The following is a 16,981-nucleotide window of genomic DNA, read 5'->3' as shown; positions in this document are numbered from 1 at the left end:
CGCGGCTTCCTCGGCCGCACCCTGCAGGTGGCCGACGAGAACCACGTTCCCTTCTTGGCGAGCGCGCTCACCTTCGACGCGCTCCTGGCCGCCGTGCCCTTTGTCCTGCTCCTGCTCATCGGCTTGACCGAGCTGGCCCAGCCCTGGGCGGGCTCCGGGGCCATCGACCTGCCGCACTTCTTCGAGTCGTTCCTTCCGAGGCACGACATGACGGCGGGCCACGATCCCTTCTTCCTGCTCGAGGAGATCCTGGGGAACATCGCGCTCTACGGCGGCAAGATTTCGCTCTACGCCGTGCCCGCCTTCCTCTGGTTCAGCACCCGGCTCTTTGCCAGCATCCGCACCGCGCTCAACCAGATGTACGACGTGAGCGTCCGCCCGCCCAAGCGACGCCACTTTCTCGTGGGCTATCTCCTCAGCAAGCTCCGCGACGTCGGGATGGTCATCCTCACGCTGGGCGTCTTCCTGCTCACCACGGCCGTCACGGCGGGCATCCGCGTCGCACGCGCGTATGGAGAAGTCGACTCGCCGCTGGTGGGCTTCTTCTTTTCCTCGTTCGGGCGGTGGATTCCCGAGGTGCTGGGCCTGACGCTCACCTTCACGCTGTTCTTCCTGCTCTACAAGTACTCCTCGCTCCGACGGATTGACACGCAGGCCGCGCTGGTGGCGTCGGCCTTCGGCGCCCTCGCGTTCGAAGTGGCCAAGCGGCTCTTCGCGATGTACCTGGGGCGCGTGGCGATGGTCCAGACCGTCTCGGTGGACTTCCACCTGACGGCGCTCATCCTGACGGTGCTCTGGGTGTGGTATACGGCGCTGGTGTTCCTGATGGGCGGGATCGTGGCGGAGACCTGGCAACTGCGGACCATGCAACAGCAGCAGCGGGCGATTCTTACTTAGTCGCGCTCCGCACCTGCACCACCAGGTTGCTCAGCTGGTCCGGCATGTTCGGCTGCGCGGTGATCTGGAGCACCGTGCCGACCAGGCGCCGCGCCGAGAGGTCGCGCGTGTCCACCTCGAGGGTGTAGTGCCCCGGCTTGACCCCCAGCACATAGAAGCTGCCATCCGTGAAGGTGGGGATGGACGTCGCCTTCCCATTCGAGGTGTTGGTCAGGACGAGCGTCACGCCTGGCAGCGGCGCGCCGTCGTAGAGGACGCGGCCTTCGAGCACGGCACCCGTCACCAGCGGCAGGTCGAACTGACGGTAGGCGTTGGGGGGCGGCTGCAGGCTCGCGGACGTGAACGCCGGCACGTAGAGCGGATTGTCGAGCGAGGTGGTGTCAATTTGTACCAGCACCGGGTCGAAGGCGTTGATATCCCAGACATGGTATTCGCCGGCGCTGTCGGTGCGGGTGGAGTTTGAGCCGACGATCACGCGTACGTTGCGCGCACCCGGTTCGCCGGGATCCTGGAGGCCGTTCGCGTTGTCGTCGATGAAGACCGTGCCGGAGACACCGGAGCGTTGAATGCCGGGGTTCGGATTGGCGGTCACACGCCCCTGGTTATTGTCGTAGACCAGGGCGCCTTGTACCTGCTGCTGCACGCCTCCAGGGCCGATGGTCGGCGCGATGGCGGTGGTCCTGGCCTGCACGGTCGGGAGGTAGGAGACGACTGAGAATGTGAACGTGGTACCGGGAACATCTCGGCGCCAGGCCGCCCCGCCCTCAATCCGGAGCGCGGGTCCGAAGCTCCGCGATACCGTCGCTGCGGCAAGATTGAGCCCGCTCCCTCCGCCCGACTCTACATCACCCCGGAACCAGAGGCCCCCGAGGATCGCACCCCACGACGGGTGGCCGCTCAGGTAGGCCGAGAGTCCCACGTACTCGGCGTGTGCGGCGTCGCCAATCTTCGGCACGAAGCGTTCGAAGCGCACGTAGGGATAGAGCCGCACCCCGTCCGCCTGGACGGAGGCCTGGACCCGCGCCCGGGTCATGTCGAGGTCGACCCCCTCGTCGCGTTCGGCCATCGCCTGAAAGTAGAACGAGGACAGGGAGGGACGGGGGCGGAGAAAGGCGTCGGCAAGCCATTGCGAGCGGCGCCCCGCTGGCGCGATGACCGAGCGGGTCACCGTCTCGTCGAAGGTGGTGTAGCCGGTGGCAAGCCGGAAATTGACCGACGGCTCGAACCGGATCGCGCCGCGAAGCCATCCGCTGCCGACCGCTTCTCCCTCGAGCGTGATGCTGTTCCCGATCAGGCCGGTCACGACGCCGTAGGGATGGACGAGGTCGGCGAGGCTGTCCCGCGAATAGCCCTCCACGCCGCCGCGCACGGTGACACGACGGGAGAGTCCGTAGTGCAGGTCGGCGTTCAGCGCCGCGTTGCAGAGGGTCGCAACGCACTCACCAGCTGCGACGCCGTACTCAAACCGCTTGTACGGCAATTGTTCGCTGACCACGCGATACGTCTGGTTGAAGCGCCGCACCTGCCCGGTGGGCCCGTACGCAATGAAGTCCACCGGATTTTCGCCGTAGCCGACGGGCAGGCTGATCGAGTAGTCGCCGTTCGCGCCGATGGAGTCGAACGCCACCAGCTGGCCCCCGGAGTAGGCTTCGAGCTGCCACCCCGGATCCAGGCGGCCGTAGTAGTCGAGCTGCCCGACGTAGGTCGGCCGAATATAGGGCGAATTGGTGACCGCCACGCCGCGGATGCCCGCGTAGCGGGGACCGGTCAGCGTCGTCGTCCCGAGGGTCAGCTGCTTGACGTAGGTGTTGTCGATCCAGACGCCTTTCCATGTGGCCGCGAACTCGGCGCTGCCGTAGTCGACGGTCCCCAGGCTGCGCACCCCGACCTCAAGCGCTCCCCCGGCGACCTGCGCCCCCAGGCTGAACTGGTAGGTGCTCCCACCGACGAGATTGTCGGAGAGCGGAAAGGCCACGTTGTAGTCCAACACCATTCCGTCCCACTTGCTTCTCGGGAGGCCCAACGTGGTGTCAGGTGTGGCGCCGTATCGCTGGGCCAGGCGCGCGCGCATCTGGTCCCGCTTGATTCGCAATGCCACGGGGAGCGAGTCCGGATTGAGCACGGAGACCGTCAGGTCTGGCCAGTTCACCGCGAGCTCGAGATTGAGCAGCTCCCCCAGCGGGTTGGTGTCCATGTAGAGAACGCCGTCACGGAGGAACAAGGCGCCCGGGCCGATGGCCACCCGGCGGTTTCCGGCCGAGGCGCTGTCGCTCCCTGCCTGGATTCGGACATCCTCTCCCCGTGGTTCGAGGCGGACCGTCACGCCCCCTGCCGGCGTCGTGGCATACCCGAGTTCGGCCAGGTCGAAGAACGCGGTCAGGGGGATGAGGGCCACCCCGCCATCGCGATACGCTGCCACCGTCCGGCTCGCCAGGCGCCCGATCTGGAGTTCGACGAGGACAGGCTCGAGCCCGTCGACTTCGGCGGCCGGCGTGATTGGCGGTGCGACAGGCTGTGGCGGGGTGGGGGATTCGCGCGATGGAGTTGGATCGGTGACAGGAGCTGCGTCTGCATGTGCGTCCGGCGGCGGGGCGACTTCCGTGCGTCGCTGAGGCGGTGGCGCCGGTGCCGCACGCGGAGTCGCGGGTTCCAGGCTGGGCCGGAGCGCGCCGCGCCTCGGCGCCGGGGCTTCGCCACCCCGCTGCGACGGCGTCGGGCGGCCGGGTGGCGCCGACGGGGTCAGCACCGCGACCGACGGCGGCGGGCGGCGCTGCGCCTCGGGGACGGGCACGGGGGCTGGGTCGACGCTGGCGTGGGGAACCGTGTCCGGGACGGCGCGCACGGCGGTGGGGGGCGTGGGGCCGGCGGCGCGATCAATCAGCGACACAAACTTCTCCCCGCCGACAAACACGCCGACGGCGATGAGAAGGAAAATCAGTGCTGCGACCAGCTTGGCCAAGAGCCCCACCAGCATGCTAGAGGTAGGTAATGGTCAGGATGATCGTTCCCTGATAGATGCCCGCAGCCTGCGAGGGTGATGGAGTCACGGTGCCACCAAGATACACGAAGAAGTATGGGTTGGCATTCCCGCCGAACCGGGCGTCGTTCACGCCGACGGCCGGATTGAAAATGACACCGCCGTTGACCCGGTCGAGCCGGCGCCGCCAGCGGGCCGAGTTCGCGGCGAAACTGATCGGCATCGTGATGCCGGGCAGCGCCTGGGTGTTCTCCAGCTGCGTGGGCAGGGTGAACCGCACTTGGGCAAATGCGTTCGGTTGCCCGGTGACGCGAACCTTTCCGGCGGCAGCCGTATTCTGAACAACCGTCTTGGGCACGCCGCGGGTCACCGTGGCGAAGTCCAGGTTCTGCAGGTTGAGGAACGTGATCGGCGTCCCGATCACCCGCACCGTGGCAACACTCGTCATCGTCGCGCTTTGGGCGGCGACACTGGCTGGTGCCAGCGCGATGAGCAAACCCGCGAGCATGCGTCTCACGGGATGGAGAGTTCCACGGAGTCCCGAACCTGTGGCGCCGGGAGCGCGGTCCGGGGTGGGAGGTCGGGCCGGGCGGTCGAGACGCTGACCCGGACCTTGTAGGTCCCTGGGGCGAGTGAATCGACCGGAATCTCAAGTCGCGGGTCGAGTGTGTAGTAGACCCCGATCGCCCGTTCGGCCTGACCGACGACATCACCGCGGCTGTCAACCAGTTCGGCCATGGCGGTCCCGAGATAGGCGGCGGTGCCCGTCCGGGTCATCGGAATCCGCACGGCGACGGTGTCCGCCGCAACCGAGGCGCTGATGGGGGCGAGCGTGATGCCCGTCGTGAGGGCGCCCTTTCGGTACACCACGGCCAGCACGGTACGGACCTCGAGGGTGAGGCCGACCCGGACTTCGCCGGAATCGGGAACCCCGGCCACCGGCACCTGTCCGCCCTTCGCCGCCACGATGATTCGCGCCCAGTACTCTCCATCCGGGAGATTCGCCGGCGGCTGCGCCAGGAGGCGAATCGTCTGGCGCTGCTGCTGGGTGATCGTCACGCGGCGAGGGAAGGCCTGGATCCAGTCCATCGCACTCGGCTCCCCGGAGGGCGCGGAGTCCAACAGCTCCAGCCCCACGGTCCCTGCGGAGTCGGTGGTGGGGTACCCAAAGCCGAAGGAGATGCTCACCTCGACCGGGTCCTGCCCCGGGTTGTAGAGCGTGAGCGAACCGGAACGGGTGGCGTGGTCGATGTACACGGCATGCGGCGCCACGACGACTCCCTGCGCCAGGGCGGCGGCGGGCGTCAGCGTCAGCAAGGCGGCCAGCATGCGGCGAGTGTAGTTCATCGGCCTGTCGAACTCAGAGAAAGATGACGGTCATGACGATCGTGGCGGCGTAGCTGCCGCCCAACTGCGTCGGCGACGGGTTGACGCGTCCGCCGAGGGTGATCGTCGCGTTGAAGATGACTGTCTCGCCATAGGGCGCGTTCGGGTTGAAGGGCGTATTTCCCTGCAAGAACGTGGTGTATCCGGCGCTGTTGTTCAGGAACGTGATCGGCATGGTCGCGCTGGCCGGCCCGGGTCCGGTGCGGTTCATCACCGTCGGAAGCGTGAACGTGATGGTCACGTTCCGGATGAACACCCCGGCGATGCGAAATTGCCCGGCATTCACCGCATCGGTTTGCAGGATGGTCGTCGGGACGCCGGGGATGACCGTCCCGAACGTGAGGTCACGGATGCCCGTTACCGTCTGGGCAGGCAGCGCCCCCGGGGAGGCGAGGAGCGCCGCCCAGAGCACGACAAGCCGGGAGTATCGACGTCGAGACATGGGTCCGGAAGGGCGCACCGGCGGCGCAGGCACAGGCCCACGCCGCCGGTACCACCGCCTCACGGTGTCCGCCTAGTTACCGGTGTAGACTGCGTCCAGCGTGATCGTCCCGTTATAGGTACCGGCGGTCTGGACCGCAGGAACCGTCAGGGTCGCGCCGAGGAAGACGTACCAGTCTCCGGACGTCCCGTCGAGCGTGGCGGCGACGGGCGAAGCGGTCGGATCGAAAGCCGCGCCGACGGGCGTCGCGCTGTTGCCCTGCAGGCCAGTCCACGTGCCGATAGTCATCGGGGTGCCAGGGCCGGTCAGGTTGGCGGGCAGGGTGAAGGTCATGTTGATCTGTGCACCGGGCTCGCCCGCCAGGGAGAACCGACCGGAGGTTCCATCCGTCGGAGCGACGGTCTGGTCGCCCTGGCCCGGAAAGACGGCGCCGAAGTCCAGGTTCTGGACGTTCGTGACCGTGAGGGCGGTCTGGACCGTGGCGGTCGCGGTGATGTTGGCGGTCTGCGCCTGGGCCGCGGTGGCCCCGAGGGCAAGGAGCGCCACGACGGTGAGGGACAGCTTGGAGGCGGTGTTCATGGTATGCTGGTCCTTTGTGAAGGAAACGGCTGCTCAACTACACACTGCGCGAAGTCACGAGAAATGAAGAATCCGAGTCCCAGGCTGGGGGACTCCCATCCACCCGCTCAAAAGCAAGGTGCGTGCCGATAGTGGCGCTCGATATCCTGGCGTCAATTAATTTCGAATATTGCGATGGTAAATGAGGGCAAGTCCATATCGGACTTGAGGATAGATGAGTGCCACGTCTGTCAAATGCTTTGACATTTCGCTCCGGAATCCGATGCCTGCGAGCGCAGCGTGTAACCCCTTGATGCGGAAGCAATTATAACACTCGACCGGGGGGTCGCGCAATCGTCTGCGCGGCTCCCCGGAAGGCCAGCTGGGCCGCGGGGCAGGGAGGCCGTTCAGCGAGGGGCTCGAATGCAGCGCCTGTCGCCACGGCCGTCCACAATTCGGAGCCTCCCGGTACATCGGCCCGCCAGCGAACTCCTGCATTCTGCGAGCCCGGTTTAGCCGGCGGCCCGCAATCTCTTTCACCATTCCGCGCAGGGACTGCCTTCGTCCCGCTCCCCCGCCGCCCCGCTGCCTCCCAGCCCCGCTGCCCCCCTGTTATATTCCCCTCGCCCCAGGTCCACAGGGCGCCGGCGCGCGAACCGCGTCAGGACCTCGCCGGTAGCAGCGCTAAGCGATGTCCGGTGTCGCTGCGGGTCGCCTGGGGCAACTTTCTTTCCTCTCCCGTCCTTCCGCAGGTCGTATCGCCATGGCCATCGCACTCGCCCGCCGGTACCGCCCACGGCGCTTCGCCGATCTCCTGGTGCAGGATCACGTCGCCGCCGCGCTCCGTGGTGCCATCGCGAGTGGACGCCTTGGCCACGGGTACCTCCTCACCGGCCCCCGCGGCGTCGGCAAGACCACCGCCGCGCGTATCCTCGCCATGGCGCTCAACTGCGAGCGCCGCGAAACCGTCACGCCCGCCGGCGAGCCCTGCGGCGAGTGCGAGAACTGCCTCCGCATCTGGAACGGTTCCGCCAACCTCGACGTGGTCGAAATCGACGCGGCCAGCAACCGCGGGGTCGACGACGCCCGCGAGCTCCGCGAACGCGCCATGTACGCCGCCTCCCAGGAGGGGCACCACAAGGTGTACATCGTGGACGAGGCGCACATGCTCACCCGCGAGGCGTGGAACGCCCTCCTCAAGATCCTCGAGGAGCCGCCCCCGGGCGTGGTGTTCGTCTTCGCCACCACCGAGCCGGCCAAGATCTTCAATACCGCGGCCCCCGTGCTCTCGCGGCTGCAGCGCTTCGACTTCCGTCGCATCGGCCCTGCCGCCATCCGGACCCGCCTCGCGCAGGTGCTCGCCGAGGAGAAGCTCGCCGCCGATGATGACGCGCTGACGCTCATCGCCCGGCACGCCGACGGCGGGATGCGCGACGCCCTCTCCGTCCTCGACCAGTGCCTCTCCTTCGGCGAGGGCGCGGTCACCGCCGAGCGGGTGCGCGAAGTCCTGGGCCTCGTGGGCGACGAGCAGTACGCCGAGGTGCTGAAGGTGGTCACGGCGCGGGACCCCGCCGGGGTCTTCCCGCTGGTGGCGCGGCTCCTGGACGCCGGCGCCGACCTCGCCGAATTCCTGAACGGCACCGGCGAAATGCTGCGCGCGCTGATGATGCTGCAGGTCGGCGTCGAACCTGAGGAAATCACCGAGTCGCTGCGCGCCGCGCTTGAGGAATACAAGGAACAGCTGACCGAAGGCGACGTGCTCCGGATGCTCCGCCTCCTCGCCGAGAGCGAAAACGCCGTCCGCCGCAGCGGCAACGCGCGCCTGTCGGTGGAGACGCTGCTCCTCCGCTGGACGATGATGGACCGCACGGTGGATCTCGCATCGGTGCTCTCCGGTGCACCACCGGCCAGCCCCGCGGCCCCGCGGCCTCCCCGCCCGGCGGATGCCGCGCCGGCGTCACCACGGCGCAAGCCGGGGTCGAGTTCGACCGCAGCGCAGCCGGCGCCCGCACCCGCGCCCGGCCCCGCGGCCCCGCGGCCCCGCGGCCCTGCCGCGTCGACCGGCCTCGACCTCGATGCGCTGATCACCGCGTGGGATTCTGTCGTCGCGCGCGGGCGGGACCAGGGCAGCTTCCTCGGCGCCGCGCTGCTGGTCTGCAGCCCGGTCGGCATCCAGGGCAATGTGGTGCGGCTGGAACTGACTGAGGAGAATCCGATGTATCGCGAGGCGCTCGACCGGCAGTCGGGCGCGGTCGACGAGATCATCTCGGCCGTCGTCGGCGCCCCGGCGCGCGTGGAGGTGGCGCCACCGGTCACCGCGGCGCGTCCGGAGCGATTGACTGAAGAGGCGGTGCGCACCGAGCGGTTGACCAAGGTCCGGAAGAAGGACCCCTCCCTCGACGTGGCGGCCACCGTCCTGGACCTCGAGGTCCTGGAGTAGGAACCCGGGTTGCACCCCGGTGTGGGCACCCGTACTTTGCACTCTGACAGCGACTTAGGTGTGGAATGGCAGACATTCAGCAGCTCTTTCAGCTGGGCCAGCAGGTACAGGGCCGGCTGCAGCAACTTCAAGTTGAACTCGCCGGTCGCACCGTCGAGGCCACCGCGGGCGCGGGACTGGTTCGCGCAATGGTCGACGGCCAGGGACGGGTCCGTGGCATTGCGATCGATCCCGAGGCCTTCGAGGGCCGCGACGCCGAACTCCTCGCCGACCTGGTGATGAGCGCCGTCGCCGAGGCGCAGCGGCAGGCCGCCGACATGGCGCAGACGGAAATGCGGAAGGTGCAGCCCGGTCCGGCGGGGCTGGGGCTCTAGTCCGTGCGGGCCATCGAGGCGCTGGTCACCGAGCTGGCGCGGCTTCCCGGCATCGGGCGGAAGACCGCGCAGCGCCTGACCTTTCACCTCCTGCAGCAGGGGCCGGAGGAGTCGACCCGGCTCGCGCGCGCGCTCGACACCGTCGCGAGCACCGTGCGGGCCTGCGCCGAGTGCGGCTACGTGGCGGAAGAGGAACGGTGCGAGTTCTGCCGCGACGCCCGTCGGGACGCCGGGCTGATCTGCGTTGTCGAGGAAGCGGCGTCGGTGCAGGCGGTGGAGCGCTCCACGGAGTTTCGCGGCCGCTATCACGTCCTCGGCGGGCGGCTCTCGCCGCTCGACGGGATCGGGCCGGAATCGCTCCGCATCGACAGTCTCCTGGAACGGGTGCGGGCCGGGGGCGTGCGCGAGGTGATCCTCGCCACCAACCCGTCGATGGAGGGAGAAGTCACCGCGACCTATCTCCATCAAGTGCTGGCCGGCGAGGGGCTCCGGGTGACGCGCCTGGCCCGTGGTCTCCCGATGGGAGGCGACCTGGAGTACGTCGATGGGGTGACCCTGGCGCACGCGCTCCTGGCCCGTCAGGACGTGGCGGGATGAGCGCGCGGGGGCTGTTGCTCTTCGGTGGCGCGCTGGCCGGGCTGGCGGTCGGGTGGCATTTGGCGCAGCGCCGGCTCGGTCGGCATCGCGCCGAGCTGTTCAGCCCTGTCGAGAGCCGCCGGTCGGACGCCCTCGCGTACCTGGCGGGGGAGCGCTCGCCCGAGACGGCACGGGTGCTCCACGATTACCTGGTGTGGGAAACGGACCCCGGCCTTCGCCGGCGCGCCGCCGCGCTGCTGCGGCGACTCGAAGTCTCCCTCGGATAGGAAGCCTGCATGTCCGGTGCGTCCAGCTGGTCACTCGCCGAGGCGGATCACGACAGGATCGTGGTCATGCTGAACGCGTTCCTGCGCGAGTCGAACGCGCGGACGGCGCTGCTGGTGGACCGCACCGGCCAGATGGTGGCCACCGCGGGGGAGCCCCCCGAATTCGACCCCACGACCTTCGCGTCGCTGGCAGCCGCGGACTTCAGCGCCAACGACCAGCTCGCCCGCCTCATCGGCGAACCGGAATTCGGCAGCCTCTTCCACCAGGGAGAGACGGCCTCGATGTACCTCGCCGACATCGCGCGGCGGGTGATCCTCGTGGTGTTGTTCGACACCCGCACGACGCTCGGCCTGGTCAAGCTGCGGGTCCGCGGGACGGTGGGAGACCTCTCGCAGGTCTTCACGGAAATGTTCGCGCGGGACGGCGGCGTGGCGCCGCGGGTCGAGCAGGACTTCCTCGGCGATGCCGAGGACGAAATCGACAAACTCTTCGGCGAATAGAAGGCACGCGCGCATGTCGATGATCAACTACGCGTCCCGCGAAATCAACTGCAAGCTGGTCTACTATGGCCCCGGTCTCGGGGGCAAGACGACCAATTTGGAGCACGTCTACAACAAGGTCGCGCCGGGGGCCAAGGGGAAGATGATCTCCCTCGCCACCGAGACGGAGCGCACCCTCTTCTTCGACTTCCTCCCCGTCGACCTCGGAACCATCCGCGGCTTCAAGACGCGTTTCCACCTCTACACCGTGCCGGGCCAGGTGTACTACAACGCCTCGCGGAAGCTGATCCTCAAGGGCGTGGATGGCGTGGTGTTCGTGGCCGACAGCCAGATCGAGCGGATGGAGGCCAACATCGAGGCGATGCAGAACCTGTACGACAACATGGCCGAGCACGGCTATGACCTGACCAAGATTCCGTTCATCATCCAGTACAACAAGCGGGACCTGCCAAACGCCGCCTCCATTCTCGACCTGCAGGCCGCGCTGAATCCCGGCTGGCCGGTCGAGGAGGCCGCGCGCCAGCGCCCCCTCGCGGATCCCTACCACGAGGGCGAGTTCCTCGTCGGCCGGACCCAGGACGGAGAGTGGATCGAGCGCGCCACCTACTTCGAGGCGGTGGCCGTCAACGGCGAAGGGGTGTTCGACACCCTGAAGGCAGTCAGCAAGCTCGTGCTCAAGACCCTCGGCTAGGGGGCGGGGCAGATGTGGAACCTGCCCAACATCATCACGCTCATCAGGATCTCGATGACGCCGGTGGTGGCGCTGCTCCCGTTCATCGAGGGGTACTGGCCGAAATTCATCGCCTTCCTGGTGTTCGTGACCGTCGCGCTGACGGACGTGCTCGACGGGTACCTCGCCCGGAGCCGGAACCAGATCACCGACCTTGGCAAACTGCTCGATCCCCTCGCCGACAAGCTCCTCCTCGTTGCCAGCCTCATCCCGATCTACTGGATCTCCCGCACCCGGCACGACCTCTACGACATTCCGGTCTGGGGCAGCATCCCCCTCTGGGTCTGCCTGCTCATGCTCGGACGCGAACTGGCGATGACCGTGCTGCGCTGGTGGGGGAAGCGCCGTGGCATCATCATCGCCGCCGGGGGCGCCGGCAAGCTGAAGGCCGCCTTCCAGAGCATCTTCATCGGCGGCATCTTTCTCTGGTTCGCCTTTCGTGACGCCGGGCGCCCGCTGGGGTGGGAGCACACCCCCTTCTTCGCGTGGTGGAGCCGGTTTCACGGCGGCTTCGTGGCCCTCACCCTCCTGATCGCGGTGGCCCTGACCGTCTATTCCTTCCTCGTCTACCTCTACCGGTATCGCGCGCTCTTCTCCCAGCGATCCGAGTAGGACTGCCGTCCCTCCATGAACATCGAACTGGTCACGGTCGGCACCGAGCTCCTGCTCGGCTTCACCGTGGATACCAATGGCGCCGAGATCGGGCGCACCCTCTCGGCCCTCGGCATCCGCGTCGTCCGGCGCACCGCGGTCCCGGACGACCGGGCCGCCATCCGCGACGCCGTACACACCGCCCTGCAGCGTACCGGCGCCGTCATCACCACTGGCGGGCTTGGCCCGACCGCCGACGATATCACCAAATCGGTCGTCGCCGACCTCCTCGGGGCGCCCCTCGTTTTCGACCCCGCCGTCTGGGCCGCGGTTGAGGCCAGATTCGCGCGCTTTGGCCGCACCCCGACCCCCAGCAATCGGGGACAGGCCGAGGTCCCGACGGGCGCCGTCGTGCTCGTCAACGAATGGGGCACCGCCCCCGGCCTCTGGCTGGAAGGGGAGGCGGGGCTGGTCATCATGCTGCCCGGGGTGCCCGTGGAGATGCGTAACCTGCTCGCCACCGGTGTGGCGCCCCGACTCGCCGAGCGGGGGCGGGGTGGGGGCGTGATCCGGTCGGTGACGGTGCGGACCACCGGCATCGGGGAGTCCACCCTGGCGGAGCAGTTGGGGGACATCGATGAGGTCATCGCCCCTCTCACGCTTGCCTACCTCCCGGGAATCGGCAGCGTCGACCTGCGGGCCACCGCGTGGAACCTCCCGCCCGAGGAGGCCGACCGCCGGCTGGAGGCCGCCGCCGATCTCCTGGCCGAACGCGCCGGCCGTTACGCCTACGGTCGGGGGGACGACGACCTCGCCGCGGTCGTCCTCACAGAATTGCGCCGTCGCAAGTGGACCATCGCCGTGGCGGAGTCGTGCACCGGCGGCCTGCTCGGCGGCCGACTGACTGCCGTCCCAGGAAGCTCGAGCCAGTTCCTCGGCGGGATCATCGCGTACGCCGACGAGACGAAGCATCGGCTGCTGGGGGTGCCGAGGGATCTGCTGGGCGCGCACGGCGCCGTGAGCGAGCCTGTGGCGCGCGAGATGGCCATCGGGGCGACCCGGGCGCTGGGTGCCGATGTGGCGGTCTCGATTACCGGCATCGCCGGCCCTGACGGCGGCTCCGATGAGAAGCCCGTCGGGACGGTCTGGCTCGGATTTGCCCTTCCCGGTGGCGCGGACGCAAAGCTGGCCCGGCTGGTGGGGACGCGGGCCGAAATTCGCGGGCGCGCGGCCCACCAGGCGCTCTTTCAGCTGTGGCGGCGCCTGAAATGCCTGCCAGATTGACCCACCTCCGAGGCACGCCGGTTGCTATTAGCTTTCGTCTATGGACACTCCAACGGATCCCAAGGTGACCGCCAGCCAGAATGACCTGGACGACCTCGAAGAGGTCACCGAACCGGCCCCCGCCGGTGGCATGCCTCTCGAGCCTCCCGCGCAGGCGATTCGTCGCCTCGAGGAAGAGAACGACGCGCTCAAGGACCGGTTCGCCCGGCTGGCCGCCGAGTACGACAATTTCCGGAAGCGGACGCTCAAGGAGCGCGAGGAACTGACGTCGCGCGCCCAGGGGGCGTTCGCCGGCCGCCTGCTCGATGAGCTGGACGATATCGAGCGGCTCCTCTCTGGCGATCCAGCGGCCATGACGGTGGAGTCGCTCTACCAGGGGATGGAACTGCTGGGGCGAAAGCTCTGGAAGGAGCTGGAGCTGGTGGGCCTCGAGCGAATCGACCCGGCCGGGCTCCCCTTCAATCCCGAGGAGCATGAGGCCGTGGCCACCACGTTGCCGACCGAGCCGGAGCAGGATCACACCGTCTGCCGCACCTTCCAGGTCGGGTACCGGTTCAAGGGCACCCTCCTGCGGCCGGCCCGCGTCCAGGTCTATTCCGATCCGGGGCAGGCCTAGGTGGCGCAGCGGGACTTCTACCAGGTCCTGGGCGTCCCCGATTCGGCGACGACGGACGAGATCAAGAAGTCCTATCGCCGGCTTGCCAAGCAGCACCATCCCGACGCCAATCCCGACAATCCAGCTGCCGCGGAGCGCTTCAAGGAAATCTCCGAAGCGCACGCCGTGCTGTCCGATGCCGAGAAGCGGAAGAAGTACGATCAGATGCGGCGGCTGGGCGCCTTCGAACCGCGGCCGGCCGGCCGCGGGGCGGGGCAGGGTGCCAGGGGGTCAGCCGGGCAGGGGCAGTCGGGGATGGAGGGCTTCGAGTTCGGGGACCTCGGTGGGCTGGGCGACATCTTCTCGTCGATCTTCGGACGCGGACGCCGGGAGGAGCCGGTCGCGGAGAACCTCGAGGCCCACGTCGAGGTGCCGTTCCGCGTGGCGATGTACGGCGGCAAGGTGCCTGTCACCCTGCCGGTGACGGAGGCCTGCCCCACCTGCAAGGGCACCGGCGCCGCGCCGGGAGCCAGGATCACCACCTGCGACGAGTGCAACGGGCGCGGATCCATCTCGTTTGGGCAGGGGGGATTTGCGGTCAACCGCCCCTGCCCGAAGTGTCGCGGGAAAGGCACGGTCCCGTCGGAGCGGTGCCCGACTTGCGGTGGCGCGGGCGACATTCGAGCCGAGCGGCGTGTCCTGATATCGGTGCCACCGCTCACGGAGACCGGTACCAAGGTCCGGCTCAAGGGCCAGGGGCAGCCGGGCCGTGGGGGCGGGCAGGCCGGCGACCTGATCGTGGTCTTTACGGTCGAGCCCGATCGGTTCTTCCAGCGCGACGGCCTCGACCTGCTATGCGAAGTTCCGGTCAACCTCGCCCAGGCACTGCTCGGCACCCGCCTCCGGGTGCGCACGCTCGACGGCAAGAAGATCGTGCTCAAGGTCCCGGCCGGCACGCAGCCAGGGCGGAAGTTCCGGATCAAGGGGCAGGGGCTCGAGCGTGGTGGGCGTCGCGGCGATCAGATCGTGGCGGTCAAAGTCGAGCTGCCGGAGAAGCTGACGCCGGAGCAGGAGGAGCTGGCGCGGCAGCTGGCGGAGTCGGCGGGTCTGAAGTACTGAGGTCAGTGGCCCGCTGAGTCGAGGAGCCGCCGATGTGTCGAGCGCTCCTCCTCGGGCGAGGGCGGCTGGCGCTGGCGATAGGTCCCGTCGGGCAGGAGTTCCCACGCCTGGCGGTTGTCTTCCCACATCAATTCAAGCACGTCGCACATGGCCCGCCGATGGTGGGGGTCCTCCACGGGTGCGACCGCTTCCACACGGCGGTCAAGGTTGCGCGGCATCCAGTCGGCGGAACCGATGTAGACCTCGTCCGCCCCGCCGTTGTGAAACCAGAACGCCCGGCTGTGTTCCAGGAAGCGCCCCACGATGCTGATGACCTCGATGTTGTCGCTCACCCCGGGCACGCCGGGCCGGAGGCAGCAGATCCCCCGGATGATCAGCTGCACCTGCACCCCCGCCTGCGACGCCTCGTACAACTCGTGGATCATGCCGGGATCGACCAGGGCGTTCATCTTGGCCACAATGCGCGCCGGGCGTCCGGCGCGCGCATGGTCGCACTCGCGGCGGACCATCTCCACGAAACGATCACGCATGGTCCGCGGGGCCACCAGCAGCTTCCGGAACCGCTCCGTCACGCCGAAGCCGGTGAGCTCATTGAAGAGGTCCGTCAGGTCTTCACCGAGGGCGGGATCGCAGGAGAAGAGGCCGAAGTCAGTGTAGAGCCGCGCGGTGCGCGGGTTGTAATTGCCGGTGCCGATGTGCACGTACCGGCGGATGTCGTTCCCCTCGCGGCGGACGACGAGCATGATCTTGGTGTGTGTCTTGAGACCGGCCACGCCGTAGCTGACGTGCACCCCGACGTCCTCCAGTCGCTGCGCCCAGATGATGTTGCTCTCCTCGTCAAACCGGGCCTGCAGCTCGATCAGCACCGCGACTTGCTTCCCCCGCTCGGCGGCGTGCGCCAGCAGGCGCGCGATGCTTGAATCGCCGCCGGTCCGGTACAGGGTAAGCTTGATGGCCAGCACGTCCGGATCGTCGGTCGCCTGCTGGAGGAATCGTTCGACCGAGGTCTGGAAGCTGTCATAGGGGTGGTGCAGCAGGAGATCGCCCTCCCGGATCACGTCGAAGACGCTGCGGCCGGAGGCGAGCCTTGCGGGAGTGACCGGGAGGAAAGGCGGATCCCGGAGCTCCGGGAGGTCCAGCGTCGCCAGCGCCATCAGGTCGGAGCAGTCGAGCAGCCCCGGCACCTCGTAGACGTCGTCCAGCGTCAGCTCGATGCCCTCTTCCTGCGAGGCGTTGAACTCCGCCAGCAGCAGCTGGCGCAGCGCCGTCGGTGTGCCGGCCCCGACCTCAAGGCGGGACACCTCGGCGAACCGCCGGTTCCGCACCTCCTCCTGGATCAGGCTCAGCAGGTCCTCCGCCTCGTCGTGGTCGATCTGGAGATCGGTGTTCCGCGTGATGCGGAAGGAGTGCCAGCTCAGGATCTCGACGCCGGGGAACAGCGACTCGAGGTGGGCGCCGATCAGCTGTTCGAGGGGGAGGTACCGGTGCGTGCCGGGCAGCGCCACCCACCGTGGCAGGATCTTCGGCACCTTGACCCGCGCGAAGCGCTCTTCGCCGTCTGATCCGCGCAGGAAGACGGCAATCGAGATGCTCAGGTTCGAGATGTAGGGGAAGGGATGGACCGGGTCCACCGCCAGCGGCGTCAGCACCGGGAACACATTCCGCTGGAAGTACTCCTTCAGGTGCGCGCGGTCCTCCTCGGTGGCCTCCGCGAGGTCGAGCAACAGATGCACGCCCGCCCGGGCCAGCTCCGGCACGACCTCCTCCAGGAGGCACCGGTACTGGGCCGCCACCATCTCCCGCGCCAGTTCCGCGATGCTGCGCAGCTGCTCATCGGGGGTCAGGCCGTCCGCCGTGCGTTCGCTGTAGCCGGCGTCCACCTGGCGGCGGAGTCCGGCCACGCGCACCTGGAAGAACTCGTCGAGGTTGCTCGCGAAGATGGCCAGGAACTTGAGGCGCTCCAGGAGCGGCGTCCGCGGATCCTGCGCCTCATGCAGGACGCGCCGATTGAACTCCAGCCAGGACAGTTCCCGGTTGAAATAGAGCCCGGCGTGCTTGAGGTCGGGCCGCGTGGGGCTGGCTGGCACGGTCGTTGGCGAGGTCATCAGGCATGGAATGTAGCGAGGCGGCAGGGCATCGGGAAGCGATGTCACAAACGTGTAACATATTGTGGTAAAAGCCCTTAGACAGAGAAACGCCGGTCCCGGGGGGCTACCCGGAACCG

General features: G+C 68.3%; 17 protein-coding genes. 11 read left to right on the top strand and 6 right to left on the bottom strand.

Annotated features, from left to right (window positions below; genetic code table 11):
* Window positions 1–27: 27 nt before the first annotated feature.
* Window positions 28–897: a YihY/virulence factor BrkB family protein gene (locus R2910_11430; GenBank protein ID MEZ4413587.1), complete on the top strand. Its 870-nt coding sequence runs from the start codon at window positions 28–30 to the stop codon at window positions 895–897.
* Here the strand turns inward: R2910_11430 and R2910_11425 are convergent.
* From R2910_11425 to R2910_11405, 5 genes are all read right to left on the bottom strand, one after another.
* Complete coding sequence (locus R2910_11425) at window positions 890–3,856, bottom strand: hypothetical protein (protein MEZ4413586.1); 2,967 nt, start codon at window positions 3,854–3,856, stop codon at window positions 890–892. The two genes, R2910_11430 and R2910_11425, sit on opposite strands and share 8 nt — an antisense overlap.
* Before the next feature lie 16 nt (window positions 3,857–3,872).
* Window positions 3,873–4,391: a hypothetical protein gene (locus tag R2910_11420; protein ID MEZ4413585.1), complete on the bottom strand. Its 519-nt coding sequence runs from the start codon at window positions 4,389–4,391 to the stop codon at window positions 3,873–3,875.
* Window positions 4,388–5,221 carry a hypothetical protein gene (locus R2910_11415; GenBank protein ID MEZ4413584.1) on the bottom strand — a complete coding sequence of 278 codons (834 nt, stop codon included), beginning with the start codon at window positions 5,219–5,221 and terminating at the stop codon, window positions 4,388–4,390. Before R2910_11415 ends, R2910_11420 begins: the two co-directional genes overlap by 4 nt.
* Window positions 5,222–5,234: 13 nt before the next feature.
* The gene (locus R2910_11410; GenBank protein ID MEZ4413583.1) at window positions 5,235–5,702 is read right to left on the bottom strand and encodes a hypothetical protein; all 468 of its coding nucleotides are present in this window, start codon (window positions 5,700–5,702) and stop codon (window positions 5,235–5,237) included.
* A 72-nt stretch (window positions 5,703–5,774) separates the two neighbouring features.
* Window positions 5,775–6,281, bottom strand: coding sequence for a DUF4402 domain-containing protein (locus R2910_11405; GenBank protein MEZ4413582.1), 507 nt, complete (start codon window positions 6,279–6,281; stop codon window positions 5,775–5,777).
* A gap of 742 nt (window positions 6,282–7,023) precedes the next feature.
* Here R2910_11405 and dnaX point away from each other — a divergent pair.
* From dnaX to R2910_11355, 10 genes are all read left to right on the top strand, one after another.
* On the top strand, window positions 7,024–8,700 hold the full coding sequence (gene dnaX / locus R2910_11400) for a DNA polymerase III subunit gamma/tau (protein ID MEZ4413581.1): 1,677 nt from the start codon (window positions 7,024–7,026) through the stop codon (window positions 8,698–8,700).
* A 65-nt stretch (window positions 8,701–8,765) separates the two neighbouring features.
* Entirely contained in the window at window positions 8,766–9,074 is a 309-nt protein-coding gene (locus tag R2910_11395) for a YbaB/EbfC family nucleoid-associated protein (GenBank protein MEZ4413580.1), read from the top strand.
* 3 nt (window positions 9,075–9,077) lie between these two features.
* Window positions 9,078–9,671: a recombination mediator RecR gene (gene recR / locus R2910_11390; GenBank protein ID MEZ4413579.1), complete on the top strand. Its 594-nt coding sequence runs from the start codon at window positions 9,078–9,080 to the stop codon at window positions 9,669–9,671.
* Window positions 9,668–9,937: a hypothetical protein gene (locus R2910_11385; GenBank protein ID MEZ4413578.1), complete on the top strand. Its 270-nt coding sequence runs from the start codon at window positions 9,668–9,670 to the stop codon at window positions 9,935–9,937. The genes recR and R2910_11385 overlap by 4 nt, the downstream gene beginning before the upstream one ends.
* A gap of 9 nt (window positions 9,938–9,946) precedes the next feature.
* Window positions 9,947–10,438 carry a roadblock/LC7 domain-containing protein gene (locus R2910_11380; GenBank protein ID MEZ4413577.1) on the top strand — a complete coding sequence of 164 codons (492 nt, stop codon included), beginning with the start codon at window positions 9,947–9,949 and terminating at the stop codon, window positions 10,436–10,438.
* Between the two features lie 13 nt (window positions 10,439–10,451).
* Entirely contained in the window at window positions 10,452–11,129 is a 678-nt protein-coding gene (locus R2910_11375; protein MEZ4413576.1) for a GTPase domain-containing protein, read from the top strand.
* Between the two features lie 12 nt (window positions 11,130–11,141).
* Entirely contained in the window at window positions 11,142–11,780 is a 639-nt protein-coding gene (gene pgsA / locus R2910_11370) for a CDP-diacylglycerol--glycerol-3-phosphate 3-phosphatidyltransferase (GenBank protein MEZ4413575.1), read from the top strand.
* Between the two features lie 15 nt (window positions 11,781–11,795).
* The gene (locus tag R2910_11365) at window positions 11,796–13,043 is read left to right on the top strand and encodes a competence/damage-inducible protein A (protein MEZ4413574.1); all 1,248 of its coding nucleotides are present in this window, start codon (window positions 11,796–11,798) and stop codon (window positions 13,041–13,043) included.
* A 64-nt stretch (window positions 13,044–13,107) separates the two neighbouring features.
* Complete coding sequence (locus R2910_11360; protein MEZ4413573.1) at window positions 13,108–13,659, top strand: nucleotide exchange factor GrpE; 552 nt, start codon at window positions 13,108–13,110, stop codon at window positions 13,657–13,659.
* Window positions 13,660–14,757, top strand: coding sequence for a J domain-containing protein (locus tag R2910_11355; GenBank protein MEZ4413572.1), 1,098 nt, complete (start codon window positions 13,660–13,662; stop codon window positions 14,755–14,757). It begins immediately after the preceding gene.
* Between the two features lie 2 nt (window positions 14,758–14,759).
* Here the strand turns inward: R2910_11355 and ppk1 are convergent, their stop codons facing one another.
* Window positions 14,760–16,862, bottom strand: coding sequence for a polyphosphate kinase 1 (ppk1, locus tag R2910_11350; protein MEZ4413571.1), 2,103 nt, complete (start codon window positions 16,860–16,862; stop codon window positions 14,760–14,762).
* Between the last annotated feature and the right edge of the window lie 119 nt (window positions 16,863–16,981).

The organism is Gemmatimonadales bacterium (genome assembly GCA_041390145.1).
Lineage (GTDB): Bacteria > Gemmatimonadota > Gemmatimonadetes > Gemmatimonadales > GWC2-71-9 > SPDF01.
The sequence above is the reverse complement of the archived record's forward strand: the minus strand, read 5'-3'. Positions and strand labels throughout refer to the sequence as shown.